Annotated in this window: 15 protein-coding genes; 10 read left to right on the top strand and 5 right to left on the bottom strand. The window is 69.6% G+C overall.

The window, feature by feature from the left end:
• Positions 1-31: 31 nt before the first annotated feature.
• The 4 genes from DMA15_RS29940 (at position 32) to DMA15_RS29925 (ending at position 2,750) form a co-directional block, all read left to right on the top strand.
• Positions 32-520, top strand: coding sequence for a glutathione peroxidase (locus tag DMA15_RS29940; protein ID WP_125515838.1), 489 nt, complete (start codon positions 32-34; stop codon positions 518-520).
• Between the two features lie 81 nt (positions 521-601).
• Positions 602-1,558 (top strand): isopenicillin N synthase family oxygenase, encoded by a 957-nt coding sequence (locus tag DMA15_RS29935; RefSeq protein WP_206302871.1) that lies wholly within the window; start codon positions 602-604, stop codon positions 1,556-1,558.
• Positions 1,559-1,654: 96 nt separating this feature from the next.
• A complete protein-coding gene (locus DMA15_RS29930) occupies positions 1,655-2,233 on the top strand; it encodes an isochorismatase family cysteine hydrolase (protein WP_125515837.1) in 579 nt (192 codons plus the stop codon).
• Between the two features lie 85 nt (positions 2,234-2,318).
• Positions 2,319-2,750, top strand: coding sequence for a VOC family protein (locus DMA15_RS29925; RefSeq protein WP_125515836.1), 432 nt, complete (start codon positions 2,319-2,321; stop codon positions 2,748-2,750).
• Positions 2,751-3,413: 663 nt separating this feature from the next.
• Here the strand turns inward: DMA15_RS29925 and DMA15_RS29920 are convergent.
• Positions 3,414-4,382: an AsnC family transcriptional regulator gene (locus DMA15_RS29920; RefSeq protein ID WP_125515835.1), complete on the bottom strand. Its 969-nt coding sequence runs from the start codon at positions 4,380-4,382 to the stop codon at positions 3,414-3,416.
• 154 nt (positions 4,383-4,536) lie between these two features.
• Between DMA15_RS29920 and DMA15_RS29915 the strand changes: the two genes are divergently transcribed.
• From DMA15_RS29915 to DMA15_RS29890, 6 genes are all read left to right on the top strand, one after another.
• Entirely contained in the window at positions 4,537-6,042 is a 1,506-nt protein-coding gene (locus tag DMA15_RS29915; RefSeq protein ID WP_125515834.1) for an MFS transporter, read from the top strand.
• A 42-nt stretch (positions 6,043-6,084) separates the two neighbouring features.
• Positions 6,085-6,573, top strand: coding sequence for a glutathione peroxidase (locus tag DMA15_RS29910; RefSeq protein WP_125515833.1), 489 nt, complete (start codon positions 6,085-6,087; stop codon positions 6,571-6,573).
• Positions 6,574-7,157: 584 nt separating this feature from the next.
• Complete coding sequence (locus DMA15_RS29905) at positions 7,158-7,460, top strand: STAS domain-containing protein (protein ID WP_276314376.1); 303 nt, start codon at positions 7,158-7,160, stop codon at positions 7,458-7,460.
• 820 nt (positions 7,461-8,280) lie between these two features.
• Positions 8,281-8,961, top strand: a complete 681-nt coding sequence (locus DMA15_RS29900; RefSeq protein WP_125518082.1) for a response regulator transcription factor — start codon at positions 8,281-8,283, stop codon at positions 8,959-8,961.
• Positions 8,958-10,265 carry a HAMP domain-containing sensor histidine kinase gene (locus tag DMA15_RS29895; RefSeq protein ID WP_125515831.1) on the top strand — a complete coding sequence of 436 codons (1,308 nt, stop codon included), beginning with the start codon at positions 8,958-8,960 and terminating at the stop codon, positions 10,263-10,265. Before DMA15_RS29900 ends, DMA15_RS29895 begins: the two co-directional genes overlap by 4 nt.
• Before the next feature lie 107 nt (positions 10,266-10,372).
• Positions 10,373-12,004 (top strand): alpha/beta hydrolase, encoded by a 1,632-nt coding sequence (locus tag DMA15_RS29890; protein ID WP_125515830.1) that lies wholly within the window; start codon positions 10,373-10,375, stop codon positions 12,002-12,004.
• 46 nt (positions 12,005-12,050) lie between these two features.
• On the opposite strand, the gene DMA15_RS29885 is transcribed toward DMA15_RS29890, so the two are convergent.
• The 4 genes from DMA15_RS29885 to DMA15_RS29870 are packed head-to-tail and all read right to left on the bottom strand — an operon-like array spanning position 12,051 to position 17,072.
• Positions 12,051-13,262 carry a TniQ family protein gene (locus DMA15_RS29885; protein WP_125515829.1) on the bottom strand — a complete coding sequence of 404 codons (1,212 nt, stop codon included), beginning with the start codon at positions 13,260-13,262 and terminating at the stop codon, positions 12,051-12,053.
• Complete coding sequence (locus tag DMA15_RS29880) at positions 13,262-14,347, bottom strand: ATP-binding protein (RefSeq protein ID WP_346428929.1); 1,086 nt, start codon at positions 14,345-14,347, stop codon at positions 13,262-13,264. Before DMA15_RS29880 ends, DMA15_RS29885 begins: the two co-directional genes overlap by 1 nt.
• On the bottom strand, positions 14,344-16,380 hold the full coding sequence (locus tag DMA15_RS29875; protein WP_125515828.1) for a Mu transposase C-terminal domain-containing protein: 2,037 nt from the start codon (positions 16,378-16,380) through the stop codon (positions 14,344-14,346). The genes DMA15_RS29880 and DMA15_RS29875 overlap by 4 nt, the downstream gene beginning before the upstream one ends.
• Positions 16,377-17,072, bottom strand: coding sequence for a TnsA-like heteromeric transposase endonuclease subunit (locus DMA15_RS29870; protein WP_276314401.1), 696 nt, complete (start codon positions 17,070-17,072; stop codon positions 16,377-16,379). Before DMA15_RS29870 ends, DMA15_RS29875 begins: the two co-directional genes overlap by 4 nt.
• Positions 17,073-17,101 lie beyond the last annotated feature (29 nt).

Here is a 17,101-nt window from a genome sequence, read left to right as displayed (position 1 = left end):
CCCTCAATCCAGCTCACATCCAAGGTGTGACATGTCTGTCTTCGACATCGAGATCGGCGCCCTGGCCGGCGGACCGGCTGACCTCGCCCAGTACCGGGGCAGGGCCGTTCTGATCGTCAACGTCGCCTCCCAGTGCGGCCTGACCCCCCAGTACGCGGCACTGGAGAAACTCCAGCAGCACTACGCACCGCGCGGCTTCACCGTCCTGGGGGTGCCCTGCAACCAGTTCATGGGCCAGGAGCCCGGCACACCCGAGGAGATCGCCACCTTCTGCTCGGCCACCTACGGCGCCTCCTTCCCGATGACGCAGAAGACCGACGTGCACGGCGAAGGCCGCCACCCTCTCTACGCCGCACTGATCACCACCGCGGACGCCGACGGATACAGCGGGGAGGTCCGCTGGAACTTCGAGAAGTTCCTCATCGCCCCCGACGGCACGGTCGCCGCCCGCTTCAGCCCGCAGACCGAACCCGACGCACCCCAGATCATCGCCACCCTCGAACAGATCCTGCCTGCCTGACCACCACCCGCGGGGTGGGCCCACCACCGCACGACCCGGCCGGCCCGCCCCGCGCTTACCGATCCCGGAAGGAGAACCCTCATGGCCGCCCCTCTGATCCCGACCATCGATCTCACTCAGTGGTCGCAGGACAACCCGGCGGGCCGCGCACAGCTCGCTGCCCAGGTCGACCAGACCCTTCAGTCCACCGGATTCCTCCTGGTCACCGGGCACGGCATCGACCCGGACCTGCCCGGTCGTGTGCGCGCCGCGGCCCGCGACTTCTTCCACCTGCCGCCGGCCGTCAAAGAGGGCTACGCCCAGCTTCCGGACCGGCGCGGCTGGATTGGCCGGGAACGGGTGACCACCGCCCTCTCCGAGGGCACCCAGACCCCACCCGACCTGCTGGAAGCCTGGTCGTGTGCCGCCGACTCCTCCGCGCAGCCCGGCACCACACAGCACACGCCCCACCGCTGGCCCGACGAGGCGCCCTCCCTTCACCCGCTGGTAACCCAGTACACCGAGCACGTGCGTGCCCTGGCCGACACCCTGCTCCAGATCATGGCAACGGCACTACGCCGGCCGGCGGACTTCTTCACCCGGCACACCACCCGCCCGCACTGGGGATTCAACATCAACTGGTACCCGGCGGCCCAGGCCACCGGCGCCGCCGCACCCGGCCAGTTCCGTGTCGGCCCGCACACCGACTTCGGCCTCATCACTATCCTCGACCGGCAGACTGGCAAAGGCGGCCTCCAGGTCCACGACGATGAACACGGCTGGCAGGACGCCCCCTACGAGCCCGGCGTGTTCACCCTCAACATCGGCGACCTGATGGAACACTGGAGCGGCGGTCGCTGGCGCTCCGGACGCCACCGCGTCCTCCCGCCCTCCGCAGATGCCCCTGAGGAGGAGCTGACCTCGCTGGTGTACTTCCACAGCTGCGCCCCCGGCACCCTCATCACGCCCCTGCCCGCGCCTCTCGGCCACAAGCAGTACGAGGGCGTGCGTGCTGGCGACTGGATCAGCGACAAGCTGCGCGCCATTAACAGCCCGTAGACCAGCGCCCGTTACCGGCTGCCACCCGGCAGCCTCCAACGGCGGCTGCACCCGCGCTCGGTGCCGCCACCCCGCCCCAAGAGGAGCGACCGCTGAATGTCCCGCCCCGTTCTGCTGCTGCTGGACTACCAGGTCGAGCTGTGCAAACACGGCGCCCTGGGCGAACATGCCCGCGAACGCGGCGTCCTGACAGCCGCCGCCGCAATGCTGGAGGAATTCCGCCGCCGTGATCTGCCACGCCTCTTCGTCCGCGCCTGCTTCGACGAGCACTACACCCGCATGACGAGCGCCGCCCCGTTCTTCCGCAGCATCCGCGAACAGAACCGCCTCCAGGACGACGACCCGCTCAGCGCCATCTGCGACGAAGTCTCCCCACTGCCCGGCGAACCCGTGATCACCAAGGGCGGGGCCGACCCCTTCATCGGCACCAACCTCACACAGAAACTCGCCCAACTTCAGCCCACCGAACTGGTACTGGGCGGCGTGGCGACCAACTTCGTCGTCGAAGCAACCGCCCGCACCGGGTCCGACTCCGGCTACCACATCACGGTACTGGAAGACCTCTGCTCCAGCTTCGACGACGAAACTCACACCTTCAGCGTCCAGCGCATGCTCCCCGCCTTCTCCCGCATCCTCACCAGCCATCAGCTCACCGAGGAACTCAAGCGGACGTGAAATAACACCTTTCGCCCCGCTGTGCCGCCACCCCCGACACCGGACCGCTCAACCGACTGAGCAGCCGGCAAGAAAGGAGTCTCCCGTGCAAATCACCGCTGACACGCATCTGCGCGTCTCCCGCCCCACCGCCAACATGGAAGCCACCCAGGCGTTCTGGTGCGACGGCCTTGGCCTCTCCCTCCTCTTCGGCCGCGACGCCGCGGACCACGCGCTGCGCATGCTGGGGCTGCCGGACGCCAACTGGCACATCGAGCTGACACACCACGGAGCGGAACCAGCCGCCCCTACCCCGACCGAGGACGACCTCCTGGTCTTCTACCTTGACCACCCAGTTCCGCAACAGCTGGTCGACCAACTCGCCCATCACGGCGGCAAGATCGTCACCTCCGACAACCCTTACTGGGCTCAGTGGGGAGTCACCATCGAGGACCCCGACGGTTACCGCTTGGTCCTGTGCCAACTCGACTGGTCCAACAACCACCCACCCGAAGACGACAGGCTCAAGGCCCAGTAGGGCCCATTCGGCGTCGCGGCCGTCGGAGCCTGTGCACCCTGCCGCAGCCGGATCCGCAGCGGGCCCGGCCCCGCCTCGATGTTCCCGGGGTACTGCTCGCCTCCAGCGGCCTGGAAGGGCCGTCACTCCTCGATCCTGTACGCGGTGCGGGTGCGCAGAGGGCGGCAGGCTCCGGCGGGGCCGGGGCCCACGCTTAGCTGGGTGATGAAGGAATGTTGTGATCGGCTTCTGCCTGGTTCATGTAATTCGATCTTGCATTTTCGGTGCTGCGGCGTGATCGCCCTGGGGCTGTGGCAGAACTTTCACAGATGAACTTTGATGAGAGCTCGGGGTGGGGGACGCCTTGCTGCGTACCCGGCCGGGATATAGAGCGTCATCGGCCGGAGGGCGGGCGCAAGGGATCGCCGATGGCCCAGTGGGCGACGGCGTCGCCGCGTTCCTTCGGTGTAAGGGGTAGGCGACGCGGTTGCTGACTTCGGCGAAGAACCGGGGCCTGCTCGCGGGTGGCGCTGGCCGCAAGGTTCGGGGGCAAGATGTGGCGAGCGTGGCGGCTTACGGAATCCCGGGAGGCGTTGCCGCCGGCATCGGTTCGGGCACGGCCGTCCCAGTTGTTGTCGGTGCGCGGCACCGCGTACAAGGTCCTCTCGCATAGCCAGGTGGCGCCTATCGGGAGCTGGGGTGGTAGGTGAGGCGTTTGACTTCGCGCAGGATCAGGGTGGTCTCGATGGACTTCACTCCGGGGAGGGCACCGATGCGGTGGTCGAGGTACTGGTACAGCTCCTCCGCGTCACGGAACATCCCGGTCGCGACCATGTTGGAGGCGCCGGTGGTGGCGGACACGAACGGGATTTCGGAGTGGGCGGCGAGGGCGGTTCCGACGGCGTCGAGGTGGCCGGGGGCCACTCGCAGCCAGAAACGCACCAGTAGCTGGTAGCCGAGGTGTTCGGGTATGAAGTCGACGGCGAGCCGCAGGGCGGCGGTGGAGCGCAGGCGCTCCAGGCGGCGGTTGATGCTGGCGGGTGAGCGGCCGGTGGCGTGGGCGAGTTCGGAGAGGGGGGCGCGGCCGTCCTGGGCGAGTTCTGCCATGAGCTGTTCGTCCACGGCGTCCAGTGCGGCGGGGTCGGGGGCCGGGCCGGGGGGCGGCTTTTCCTGGTCGTCGTCTTCCGGGCCTGTGGTGGTCGGGATGTGCCAGGCGTCGGAGGCGCCGGCGAAGGTGTGCAGGAGGTAGTACGCGGCGACGGAGCTGACCTGCGGGGTCTGGGGAAGCTTGTGCAGGAACAGGGCGTCGCGTTCGCGCGTGGTACGGGTCTGGACCGCGCAGTGCAGTTCGGTGCCGCCGGAGGCGATGACGACCCAGGAGGTGTCGTCGCGCCTGGCCAGCGCGTCGGCGATTTTCGCGGAGGCGTCGGGGGTGCAGCTCACCCGCAGTAGCCACCGGGTCGGCCCCGCGGGCCGCAGCCCGGGCACGCCGATGACCCGCAGGCCCATGGCGTACAGGCGCCGGTAGCGGCGGGCAACGGTGTGTTCGGAGACGCCGATGGCATCGGCGATGCGGCTGAACGGCGCCCGTCCGTCGTGCTGGAGCTCCCGTACGAGGCGCTGATCAGTCTCGTCGACCGTGCCGGATTCCATCGCCTGCTCCTGCCTGTATGCCGTTTCTTTGCAGATTCCACCGTACGGCTCCGGATTCGGTGCCTGCTGCCGTGACAGTGAAGGTCGTGCCGCCGGCCACGGAGACCACCGCGCCGGGCGGCCGCCCCACCCTCACCCGCCTGGAGGATCTGACATGTCTGCACCGTCCGCCCCGTCCAGCTCCGGCCCGGCGCCCATATCCGCGCCGGTTCCTGGGCGCTGGACGGCGCTGTTCTTCATATGCCTGGCCCAGCTGATGGTCGTGCTCGACGTCACCGTCATGAACATCGCGCTGCCCTCGGTCCAGCACGACCTCGGTTTCTCCGACGGCTCCCGTCAGTGGGTGATCACCGCCTACTCCCTTACCTTCGGCGGACTGCTGCTGCTCGGCGGTCGGCTCGCTGACCTGTGGGGGCACAAGCGGACCCTTTTGGCCGGCGTCGTCGGCTTCGCCGCCGCCTCCGCCCTCGGCGGCGCGGCCCTGAACACCGGCATGCTGATCGGGGCGCGTGCTCTGCAGGGCGTCTTCGGCGCCATGCTCGTGCCTGCCGTGCTGTCGCTGATGTCGGTGATGTTCACCGACACCAAGGAACGCGCCAAGGCGTTCGGCGTCTTCGGCGCCCTGTCCGGCGGCGGCGCGGCGATCGGCCTCATGCTGGGCGGGGTGCTCACGCAGGCGCTGAACTGGCGCTGGACCCTGCTGATCAACATCTTCTTCGGCGTCATCGCCGCCGCCGGGGCCCTGCGCACTCTGCCCGACCCGGCCCGGGACCGTCCTCGTTCCCGCCTCGACGTTCCCGGCGTCCTGCTCGCCTCGGCCGGCCTGGTCGGCTTCGTCTACGGCCTCTCCCACGCCTCCGAGGACGGCTGGAAATCCGCCGCCACTCTGGGTCCCATCTGTGCCGGACTGGTCCTGCTGGCCGCCTTCGCCGGGTGGCAGATGCGGGCGAAGTCCCCGCTGCTGCCCCTGCGTGTCCTCGCGGATCGCAACCGCGGCGGCGCCTACCTCGCGGTGGGTCTGGCCGTCATCGGCAACTTCGGGATGTACCTCTTTTTGACCTACTACCTGCAGACCGTCCTGGGCCTCAGCCCCGTGCAGACGGGAGCGGGGTTCCTGCCGATCGCGGCCGCCTCGGTGTTCGCCTCCACCCGGATCGGCCCCCGTCTCGCCCCCCGTCTGCCCGCACGGGCGTTGATGGGGCCCGGCTTCCTGGTTGCGGCCGGCGGGCTGCTGATCCTCACCCGGATCACCCCGCACAGCTCGTACTGGGCGATCGTGCTGCCCGGCATGCTCGTCACCGGCCTGGGCCTGGGCACCGCCTTGATGCCCGCCTTCAGCCTGGGCACCCTCGGTGCGCGCCCCGAGGACGCCGGCATCGCCTCCGCGATGGTCAACACCTCCCAGCAGGTCGGCGGCGCGATCGGAACCGCCCTGCTCAACACCCTCGCCGCCTCCTCCACCGCCACGTACATCGGCGGTCACCGTGGCCAGCGCACCGAGGCCCTTGTCCACGGCTACAGCACCGCCCTGTGGTGGGCCGCCGGAATCCTCACCCTCGCCGCTCTCGCCGCCACCCTCCTCATCACCCACGACCCCCGGCCCCGCCCCGGCACCGCACAGCCGCACACCCCGGACAAGGCCCCCGCCACCCACAACTGAGGCCACCCGCACCCCTGCACAGCACCACACACAAGGAGAGTCATGACCGTCTTCGACATCGAGATCGATGCCCTCACCGGCGGCCCCGCCCGCCTCGACCAGTACCAGGGAAAGGCCGTTCTCATCGTCAACGTCGCCTCCCAGTGCGGCCTCACCCCCCAGTACGCCGCCCTGGAAAAGCTCCAGCGAACCTATGCGGCCCGCGGCTTCACCGTCCTGGGGGTGCCATGCAACCAGTTCATGGGCCAGGAACCCGGCACCGCGGAGGAGATCGCCACGTTCTGCTCCGCCACCTACGGCACCACCTTTCCCATGACCCAGAAGACCGACGTCCACGGCCCGACCCGCCACCCCCTCTACGACAAGCTGATCGACACTCCCGACGCCGAGGGCTACACCGGCGACGTGCGCTGGAACTTCGAAAAGTTCCTCATCGCCCCTGAGGGCAACGTCATGGCGCGCTTCGCACCCCAGACCGAACCGGACTCCGACGAGGTCACCACCGCCATCGAAGCCGTGCTGCCCCACTGACGGCCCCCCCTCGCCACCGGAACGGGGGCGTCTCTGCGCCCTACGCCAGGACACTCGGCCAGGAGCCGTTCCGGAGCTCCGGGGGTCCTGTCACTCACTCGCGTTGCCCGGGATGCTCGGCGTCCCGGGCAACGCCGTCTACGCCCCAGCTCGGGCCAGGCCCGGAGCCCAGTGCCCCCCGGGGGTTGCGGCTGCCTCTGCCTGCCGCGGACGAGGGCCAGGCACCGTAGCCCGGATGGACAGGTCCAGATCGAAGCGGCTGTTCATGTCCCGCTCGAACCGGCCGTACGGATTCACATGGATACAAAACAGGGGGGACAGGGATGAGCCAGCACCGTAGGCGAGCTTGTCAGAAGGCGGCGCTTGGGGAGCACATCTGGTCGTTATGGGTGCGCGGGGCGCATTCAGCGACTGTGTGAGGAGCGTTGCAGGTGGCCCGGGCATAGCCTGGCGGTGATCGTGACGCGTTGACGAACAGCCTGGTCGGGCTGGTGCCGACATAGGCGTCGGACGGGTGTGGGTAAAGCTGGTGTTTTTCGAGATTCGGCAGCGCTGCCTTCTGGCGAACTGGTGGGCAGAGCCTTGTGGCTGACCCTCTGGTCGAGTTGAGTGCTTCTGGGAGCTTCCTGGTCGCGAGGGTCCGTGGCGAGATGGATTACGTGACCGCCCCAGCGTTCCGTCCGCAGTTCAGGGAGCTGATCGCGCGGGGTGGCCGCTTTATCGTGCTGGATCTGTCCGGCGTCTCGTTCTGCGACTCGGTCGGGCTGGGTGTGCTGATCGGAGCGTGGCGGCAGGCGGATGCGGCCGGGGCTGCTCGGTGGCCTGAAGCCGGCAGGGGCTCGGTGCCAGGTGTGGATCAGGGCGCGGCGGAAGGTGACCTGGCGTAGAGGAAATGCGCTGTGCCGGCCCGTTCTGCCCCCTGTTGGTGGAGGAGGGTGGGGGCAGGACGTTCCGGCTGTGTCGAGCTCCCCTCCGTAGCCGTTGCAGTCCGACCGTGGGTGTCGGCGTCGCGGGAATGCGCCGGCACTCACGGCTTACGGGTGGGACAGGGGCATGGACGCGGGCGTGGGCCCGGATCATGTCTGCTGAGCTGCCGTGACCAGCTTGTGCCCGGCTGCGGAAGCGGCTGACCGCATCGTCGATGCGCAACGGGATGGATGCGCAGCCGGAATATGGCATTGCGCGGACAGGGGGCACCGCCGGTGGGACGCTTCTTGGGTCCGGCCGCCGCCGGAGTGCGGCGGCGGCCGGGTGCGCGAGGCACCGAAGGCTCCCCTCGGTCGGGCCTCGCGCGAGGTGCCCTCCGGGTGGCAGGGCCGCGGGAGTTGCCCCGCCGCCGCCTGGAGGGCAGGGGCTGGAGCCGCGTTGTCGGCGATGCGGTTCCAGCTGGCCTCAAAGACGGTCACGGCTCGGGGGCTGGGAGCCTGCAGTGAGAGTAGACGGGCAGCCCCGGTGATCGGTAGCACGGTCCTGGTCAAGCCGCCTGGAGAGCTGCCCCGGGGGGACGGAGGGCGGCCTCAGTAAGGTGGTGCGCGGGCCAGGCCAAGCAGCGGCTCACCGAGGGGTAGTCGGGTCCGACGGGTACAGCCCGAACCGGCGACATCGTGGTCCGGCAGGCGGGGCTTCCCTCCTTCTGCGGCCGGAGCGCACGCGCTGCTCCCCGGCCAGGGCTTTCAGAGCAGTGCGGATAGGGTGAGCCGCGTGCGGGTGCTGCTGGTCGAGGACGACGAGAACTTGCGTTTCGCGGTGGCCGCCGCGCTGCGTGCCGCAGGGTTCGCCGTCGATCAGGTAGCCGACCTCCCCCAGGCCGACGAGGCACTGTTCGTCACTGCCTACGACTGCGCGGTCTTCGACCGGATGCTTCCCTCCGGTGATGCCGCCGTGTACGTGAACGGGTTGCGCCGCGGAGGCCGTGCCGTGCCCGTCTTGTTCCTCACCGCCCGTGACACCGTTGCCGACCGCGTGGAAGGCTTCACGAGCGGCGGTGACGACTACCTCGTCAAGCCTTTCGCCGTACCGGAGCTGATCGCGCGGGTAGGCAGTCTGTGCCGCCGCGCCGCGGTCGTCCGCCCGCCTGTGCACTATGTGGGTGATCTGGAGGTCGATACCGCCCGCAGGCATGTCCACCGGGGCGGGGTGCTGCTCACCCTCACCAGCCGGGAGTTCGCTGTCCTCGAAGTGCTGGTGGCGCGGGCCGACCAGGCGGTGTCCCGCGCGGAGCTGATCGCAAGCTGCTGGGATGAGATGGCGCAGCCGCAGTCGAACGTCCTGGAGGTCCTTGTCTCCCAGCTGCGCCGCAAGCTGGGAGACCCGCCGCTGATCAGGACCGTACGGGGAGTCGGATACCGACTGGTGTCCGAGGAGCGTGCGGCTGGCGAACCGCGATGAGAAGGGCCTTTCTCCGCCGCGGGCCCCGGGCGCTCACGCCCACGATGCGGGTCAAGCGGCTGCGTCGCAGGATCACCGCGTTGTTCGCGTTCACCAGCGCCGTGGGGCTCGTCGCGATGGCCCTCTTCGCGGTGCGCAGCGACGACGTCCGGTGGCGTGAGCAGGTCGACCACTCGATGGATGTGGACACCAGTTGGGCCCTGGGCCTGCTGGAGACGGACGAGGAGGGCCGGCTGGACACCACGGTGCTTGTCGACACGATGGGCACCGCGTGCCCTCCGTTCTTCGTGCTCTCCGTGCCGTCCGACGCGGACGCGGACCTGGTGGTCGAGCACGCCCCGCACCGGCCCTGTCTGAGCGTGAGCCCGACAGTCGTTCAGGATGCCGCCCAGGAGGCCGTGCGCGCCGATGGTGCAAGAGCCTTCGACCGGCGGACCAGCGACGGCGAGCCAGTGCGGGTGTTCGCCCTGCCGTACTACCCGCTGGACGCGGCCGAACGCGAGGGCCCAGAAGGCGCCCTGGTGACCGTGTCCAAGACAACCGGGCAGCGGGCCGATCACCGCAGGCTGACCTGGGTGGTGACAGGCGGCTGCGCCGTACTGGTGCTGCTGTCGGCCGCGGTCGGGCACCTGCTGTCCGGACGGGCTATCCGGCCCGCGCTGGCCGCTTTGGGCCAGCAGGAGGCATTCCTCGCCGACGCCGCGCACGACCTGCGCACGCCTGTCGCGTCGCTGCACACGCTCGCGGAAACCGCATTGCGCGGTGAGACGGACAGCACTGAAGTACACCGGCGCACCCTGCGCCTGGCGCAGGCCATGGGGCAGCTCGTCGACGGGCTGTTGACCCGGGCCCGGCTGATGTCCGGTACAGCGGCCCTGGCCCGCCAGCCGCTGCGCCTGGACCAGGTGGTGGAAGCGGTCATCGAGGACGCGCCGACGCAAGGACACCAGGTCACGCTCGACGCACAGGAGACCGTCGTGGCCGCCGACCCCGACCTCATCCGCCGGGCCGTGTCCAACCTCCTGGGCAACGCGCTGGCGCACGGCCATGCGCCGGGAGAGCCTGCGGACGTCCGTATCACCGTCACCCGGGACGGCACCGTGACGGTCGACGACGCCGGCCCCGGACTGCCTCCCGAGGTGGCGAGCGCCCTGTTCGAACGTTTTCGCAGCAGATCCGGGTCCGCAGGTCTGGGCCTGTCCATCACTTCATGGGTCGCCCACGCCCATGGCGGGACCCTCACCGCCGCACGCGGTGATCGCGGCGGTGCCCGCTTCGTACTGCGCCTGCCGGCGCGCGGCTGACCGAGCCGGGCACAGGCCGATCACACGGGCCGGCCAACGCGGCGCTTCATCAAAACCTCAGCATCGGCCCGGGAAGCTACCCGTGAACCGAACATGGGAGCAGCCCGTTGAACCGCGCAACCCGCCGCCACGCCCTCATCATTGCCCTGGCCGTCCTCGGCTCGACGTCCCTGGCCGCCTGCACGGCCCCGGACCGGCCAGGGACATCGGCCGCTGCCGCCGACCTGGCCGGCCGCCCGGAGCTGAAGTCCTTCTACAGCCAGAAGCTGACATGGTCTGACTGCGGGGACTTCGAGTGCGCGAAACTCACCGTTCCCATGGATTACGCACACCCCGCCAACGGCAAGACGTTCGTCCTGCCGGTGGCGAAGTCCGTCACCGCGGACCCGGACCGGCGCATCGGGACACTTGTCTACAACCCGGGCGGCCCCGGCCTGCCCGGCGTGCAGTCCCTCAAGGACGGCATAGCCGAATCGATCAGCAAGAAGGTACGCAACCGCTTCGACATCGTCTCCTTCGACCCGCGCGGCGTCGGGCAGAGCTCGCCTGCCCTCACGTGTGAGGACGACCAAGAGGAGGCCACCGATGATGGCGCCGAGGACACCACGTCGGCACAACAGCCGCTCTATCCCCAGACCGAGACCGACCAGCAGGAGGCGCTGGCCAGCGCACAGGCCGAGGCCGACGCCTGCCGGGCAAACAGCGGCCCGCTCCTGCGCCACGTCGGCACACCGGACGCCGCCCGGGACATGGACGTGCTGCGCGCCGCCCTCGGCGAGGGCAAGCTCACCTACATCGGCTGGTCCTACGGCACGAGCCTGGGCACGTCCTACGCCGAGCAGTTCCCACGCAGAGTGCGTGCCCTGGTTCTTGACGGAGCGATAGACCCCTCCCAGGACTGGTCGGCGCTCACGATAGGACAGGCAGTCAGCTTCCAGCAGGCCGTCGACGACTACGCCACCTACTGCGCGGACATCGCCGAAGACAGCTGCCCCGGCAGCACCCCTGAGGAGATATCCGCACTGATCGACGATCTGTACGAGCAGACGGAGCGTGAACCGCTGCCCGTTGACGGGGACGAGTACGGGCTCGACGCCACCATGCTGCTCACCGCGATCACAGAGTCGATGTACACGCCCGAGGACCAGTGGCCAGACCTCTCCGAGGCGCTGGGGGACGCGGCCGACGGGGACGGGACAAAAATGGCCGGCCTGTACGACGAACAGCTCTCGGAAGCAGAGGACTGGGAGCCATCTGGACCCGCCGACTCCTCGGACGGACCCGCCGACGAGACCGACGAGGCGGGCGACGACAGCCAGGTGCCCGTCGACAACAGCGAGGCCGCACTCCAGGCCGTCAGCTGCCTTGACACACCCCATCCGCGCAGCGAAAGGCCGTACTGGGACGCCCTCGAAACCGCCGACAAGGCCGCGGGCATCTACGGCACTTCAGCTGTGATGACCGCTCTGACCTGCAAGGGATGGCCCACCGGCACGATGAAGCCGCACAAGGTCAACGCCGCCGGCGTACCACCGGTGCTGGTGGTGGGAACCACCGGCGACCCGGCCACCCCTTACGAGGATGCCGTGAGCCTGGCCGACCAGTTCCCCGGCGGCATGCTGCTGACGTACGAGGGCCTGGGACACACCGCCTACGGCCGCAGCAACGCCTGCGTCACCAACGCCGTCGACGACTACCTCCTGGGACTAGAGAAGGTAGCGCCCGGCACCACCTGCTGACGCGGGCCTCTTTCCGGTGTGGCACCTGTCCCGACCGGCCCTGCCATCAGATGCTGTGGTCGGCATCGGGCTGGCTCCCGTTTGACCCTTCATGCAACGTCCGCTGGTGCCGCAAGCGCGCTGCTCCGTCTTGGAGTTCCTTTCGCCGCCGTGCGACCTCTTCCTTTATGAGGGCGTCGGTGCGGCTGCTGTGCCAGACGGTGCCTTCCCACTTCACGTATTGCGGTGTCTTGTCGCGCAGGAGGACGGGCTTGAGGTGGTTGTGGAACAGGAGGGTGCGGCCCTGGTTCCGGTTGATGCGGCTGTACCACTTCACGCTGTTCGCGTGCCGCGCGGCCCGACTGGCGTGGAGCGGAGAGAGCTTTCCGCGAACCTGGCCCGGCGTGTAGGTCGTCAGCGGTGTCGAGGGTGGGCGCCAGGCATCCGCGATGGCCCAGTGCGCGACGGCGTCGCCGTGCTCCTTCTTTCTGTAGGGGTAGGTGACGCGCTTGCCGACCTCGGCGAAGAACCGGGATTGCTCCGTGGTGGTGCCGCAGGCCAGCTGCCGCCAGTAGGGGGAGGCAATCAGCGGTGCCAGGCCGATGACCTCGGGATAGACGGCGGCGAACAGCTTGGACGTGCTGTAGGAGCTGTAGGACTTGGCGGCATGGTCGTAGGGGATGAGGGCGTACGTCCGGCTGTCCCAGGTGTGCCAGACGTGGAAGTCCTCGCCAGGCAGGCGGCCGTCGGCCCAGATGTGCGCGCAGAGCATGAAGGCGGTCAGCACCGCGTCGTAGGCGGCTTCCCAGCCGTAACGTCGCACGAGGACGTGATGGCGGCGCTGGGCGTCGATGACTTCCGGCAGCTGGGCGAGGCCGGCAGCGGGGTGGTCGATGTCGGGCGGGCCGATCCAGGTGCCGTGCCGCAGGCAGACGTAGGTGTGGTGCGGCAGCAGCCTCACCACCCGGCCGCCCGGATGGCGGGCGTCACAGAGATGACAGCCGCTCTGCGTCGCGTGGCGAAACATGGCCCAGTCCGGTAGCGGGTCGCGCAGTTCGGGCAGGGCCCCGGCCAGGGCGTGGACGTTGCGGCCGGTGAGCGCGGCGAGCTGTTCGGGGATCGGGACGCGTCGGGAGGCTCCCTCCCGCTTCGGCCGGGTGGCCTGCATCCAGAGCGTTTGTGAGTCCATGCCGTGCAGGGTGGCCAGGCGGCTGATGTAGGAGACAGCGATTTCGTGACGGGCCGGGGGGACCGGGTCGGGCAGCCGGGGCAGGAGCATCAGGCCACGCTCCGGCGTCGGCCCTTTGCGCCTGCCGGGGTGATCAGCCGCTGGGTCTGCTCGGCGGCGAAGTCCAGGGGAACCAGCTCCAGCAGCTCTCTCGTGATGCGCTCGCTGCCGTCCTCGATGGCCAGCACGGCAGCGCCGCGGATGAGCTGGGAAAGGCTTCCGATCATGCCGCTGGTGCGGTGAAAGAGGTAGTCGCTCATCTCGGTGAGCGTTCCGGGGGCGTGCTCGTGAAGGCGGAGCAAGGACTCCAGCGTGCGGACCAGGGCCCGCCACGTCTCCTGGTCGGCGCCGGTGGCGTGGGAGAACGGGGCGGCAGGGATGACGACGAACCGTCCGGCGATCTGACGGCCGCGGGTGCCGGCGAACAGGCCCTGGGTCTCGATGTCGATGCCCGCGTAAGCGAACGTGGCCGGCAGCCGTTCGGCGAAGTATTTCAACTGGTCGGAGGCTTCCGCACCGGAGCGGGTGGCCAGGTTGAGGTTGTGCAGCTCGTCCACCAGGACGAGATCGACCCGGGTGTGGGCGGCGGTCGCGCAGACCGCGTCCACGATGTCGGTGAGGGTCACTCCCCGCTTGGGAAAGGGCAATCCGAAGAAGCGGGCGAACTCTGTCGCGAGCATCTTCGGCGTCGCCGCCGGGGGAACGGTCACGTAGATGACCGGCAGGCGGGCCCCGTCGTGCGGATGGCGCTTGCGCGTGGCCAGCTCGTGCGCGCGGCCCAGCTGGGTGAGCGCGGTGGTCTTGCCCGTACCGGAAGCACCGGAAAGGATCACGCCCCGGCGGGCGGAGACCTGGTGGCGGTTGAGCTGGATCAACAGTCGTGCGGTGGCGATGACTTTGCGGATGGTCGGGGTGTTCACCATCGGCAGGTCCGCGTGATACTCCCGCCGCCACTCGTCCTCACGGTCCCGTGCCCGGCCGGTCAGCGCGGCCCGCTCAGTGGCGCTGTGTAACGGCGGTGGGGTGCTCTCGCGCTCGACGTAGCGGCGCCAGCCCTCCTTGGTGGTCAGTGGACAATCCGGTGGCGTCGCCTTGGGCAGATCCGTCTGCGGCATCCGGGAGGAGGGCGTGCTCATAGCCACCTTTCGGCTTCGGCGTGGGCGTCGAAGACCCCGAAGGGCACCACGTTCGCGGCCGGTGGCGCCGCCGTGGACTCCTGCTCGGGCTCGGGGGCGCTTTCGATCGCAGGTGCGGCAGTGGGGGCGGCCAGAGCGGCTGCCGCGCGGGTGCGGCCCAGGACGCGGGCCGATTGCCGGTCCGGGCCGTGTTCGGCGCGCGTCAGCAGCGCGTCCAGGACACGGGCGACGGCCACCTCGTTGGTGTCGTCCAGGCCGGCCTCGGCGGCCAGGCGTCGGGCGTGCGCCCAGGTGAACTCGGCGAACGGCGCGGCCACCAGCGGGAGATGCACCCAGGGCGCGGTGACCCAGCCGCCTTCAGTGCGCGCGAAGACCTGCGAGAGGTCGTAAGGGTCGTAGTGCACCTCCCAGAGCCCGCGCCTGGCCGCATGGCCGGAGTGCTGACGCCGATAGGGACCCAGCTCGGCGCTGTCGTAGGTGCGGTGCGCGATGCGGATGCCGTAGTCGTTGATCGCGCGCCAGGCCACCGGTAACAGCTCCAGATAGTCCTCCCCGCGCAACACCAGCGGCAGGTAGCCGGCCGCCGCCACCAAGGAGGCGTACTTGTCGTTCGGCGAGATGGCCTTCCCCGGCCGAAACGGATCCCGAAGGGCGTCATGCGGCCTGGTCTGCCACCCCGCCAGCAACCACTCATCCAGCAAATTCTGCAGTTCGGGGATCGTCCAGACCGCGGCCTGCTCAACCCGCTCGCCGCGGCGGCTCACATCCCGGCCGGTGTAGCCGGCCAGGTGCTGGCAGAACAGGGTGTTGATCGCCGAGAACGTCGCCTCCACGATCGCCTTGTCTGTGGGCGTGCGGGGGCGTGCCCGCTGGACCGAGATGCCCAGCCGGGCGCAGGCCCGGATGAACGTGTTGGAGATGAACACCTTGCCGCCGTCGATGACGACGGTGTCCGGCACGATCACCGGCTTGGCAGCAGCCTGGTCCATCCGCGCATCGACGTCGAGGAGCTGCCGGTGCGGCATCCGCGAGGCCGTCATCCGCAGACTCAGCGGCCAGCCCGGCCGCATCGGCTCCGGCACCAGCATCCGCGCCAGCAGCAGCGAGGCGTCCACCGCCTTGGTACTCACCGGCCGCAACACCGCCGCGCAGATCGTGCGGGTGGCGACATCGACCGCGATCGTCAATTCGGCGCGGGCTACGACCCCGGAGTCCAGGACCACCATGACGTCCAGCGGGGTGGAGTCGATCTGCACCTGTTCTCCGGGACGGTCCGCGAACGTCGGCGTAAACGGGCCCGTCGGCCGGTTCGCCGTCTGCCGCCGGGCGGCCGCCGACCCGAAGCTATGCCGTCCCGTGGACAGGGCGTCGATGAGCTTGTAGAAGGTGTTGCGGCTCGGCAGCGGCACCACCCCTTCGCCGTGGGTGTCCTCGACCAGCTTCACCACCCGCCGGATCACCCGCGATCGCGTGCCCGTCGAAGCGTGCGTCTGGTCATCCAGCACCTGCTTCACCGCGGCGACCAGCCGGGCGTCCGCCCGGCCTGTCGCCTCCGTCAGCCGCACCAGGCGTCCATCGACCAGCCCCCACACCCCCTGCTGTGCGTAGCGCGACCGCTTGGCCATCACCGTGCGAAGGCTCACCCCCAGCTCATCCGCCTTCGCCTGGGCCCGCTCCACCAACGGCCGTGCAGGGTCGTACTCGGGCCTCACCGCCGTTCCCGGCTCCGCCCCCGCCGGCAAGCCGGTCTCCACCTCCACCACGTGCCGTTCCCACTCCACCGCCGCCTCCCTCGCAGCCTCGGGCAGCGACTCCAGCAACCCGGCCGGCTCCAGCGTGGGCAGCGACTCGGTGCCCGTCACCGAGAAGTCCGGCGCCGCCATCAAGTACGAGGCCAGCACCACCGACTCCTCACCGCCCGACGACCGCAGCCGCACCGCCGTCCCCGCCAGAGCCACCACCTGGTGCTGGCCGTCATCGAAGGTGACCCAGTCCCCGACCCGCAGCACCGTACTCTCGCCGCCCGCCCTCACCGGACCATCCCCAGCGACACCAGCGACTCGGCGTGCAACGGAACCGACGTGTCCGCCGCCAACTCGTGCGACCACAGCAGATGGAACAGCACCGGCAGCACCGCCACCGGCTCCCCCACAGCCAGGACACCGTCCATCAGCGGCAACGGCTCGACGAACGTCTCCAGCAGCCACGAGGCCACCGGCTCCACCCGGTGGCGAGGGTGGCGGTAGCCCGCCAGCCAGCGCACGTTCCGCACCAGCACCGGATCCGGCGCCCCCAGCAGCCGAAACTCCCACCCCACCTGATCACAAGCCGTCTCCGTCGCTTCGAACTTCACCCAGTCCCTCGCTCTGCGACGCTCGGCCGGACGGCAGTCGACGACAACCGCCGATCCGTCGTCCCGGCGGGCGAAGTAGTCCGGCGCATGCGAGACCGGCTTGCCCTTCACCGAGGACCAGAACAGCCAGAACGGTTGCGAGGAGATACCCACTACCGCCGGATCGAAGTCCAGCAACATCACGTGGTCCCGCTCCAGCCAGGACTCATACCCGATATGCCCGCCCGCCGTGGCGGACCACCACAGGCCCGGCAAGTTCCGCTGGCCGCGGTACGACGCGAACGCGCGTACAGGCGCGACGTGCTCGAACTGCACCGCCCACGCATCCGCCAGCAAACGCCGCGACTCCGACCCGTCAGGGGCGACGTACACCACCTCGAACTCGGCCCTTGGCGCCCCCG

It is taken from the genome of Streptomyces sp. WAC 01529 (assembly GCF_003945545.1).
GTDB lineage: Bacteria > Actinomycetota > Actinomycetes > Streptomycetales > Streptomycetaceae > Streptomyces > Streptomyces anatolicus.
The sequence above is the reverse complement of the archived record's forward strand: the minus strand, read 5'-3'. Positions and strand labels throughout refer to the sequence as shown.

Bases quoted from the DNA above. Each gene is read 5' to 3' on its own strand.
- DMA15_RS29940 (WP_125515838.1), top strand. From the start codon at position 32: ATGTCTGTCTTCGACATCGAGATCGGCGCCCTGGCCGGCGGACCGGCT.
- DMA15_RS29935 (WP_206302871.1), top strand. From the start codon at position 602: ATGGCCGCCCCTCTGATCCCGACCATCGATCTCACTCAGTGGTCGCAG.
- DMA15_RS29930 (WP_125515837.1), top strand. From the start codon at position 1,655: ATGTCCCGCCCCGTTCTGCTGCTGCTGGACTACCAGGTCGAGCTGTGC.
- DMA15_RS29920 (WP_125515835.1), bottom strand. From the start codon at position 4,382: ATGGAATCCGGCACGGTCGACGAGACTGATCAGCGCCTCGTACGGGAG.
- DMA15_RS29915 (WP_125515834.1), top strand. From the start codon at position 4,537: ATGTCTGCACCGTCCGCCCCGTCCAGCTCCGGCCCGGCGCCCATATCC.
- DMA15_RS29910 (WP_125515833.1), top strand. From the start codon at position 6,085: ATGACCGTCTTCGACATCGAGATCGATGCCCTCACCGGCGGCCCCGCC.
- DMA15_RS29895 (WP_125515831.1), top strand. From the start codon at position 8,958: ATGAGAAGGGCCTTTCTCCGCCGCGGGCCCCGGGCGCTCACGCCCACG.
- DMA15_RS29885 (WP_125515829.1), bottom strand. From the start codon at position 13,262: ATGCTCCTGCCCCGGCTGCCCGACCCGGTCCCCCCGGCCCGTCACGAA.
- DMA15_RS29880 (WP_346428929.1), bottom strand. From the start codon at position 14,347: ATGAGCACGCCCTCCTCCCGGATGCCGCAGACGGATCTGCCCAAGGCG.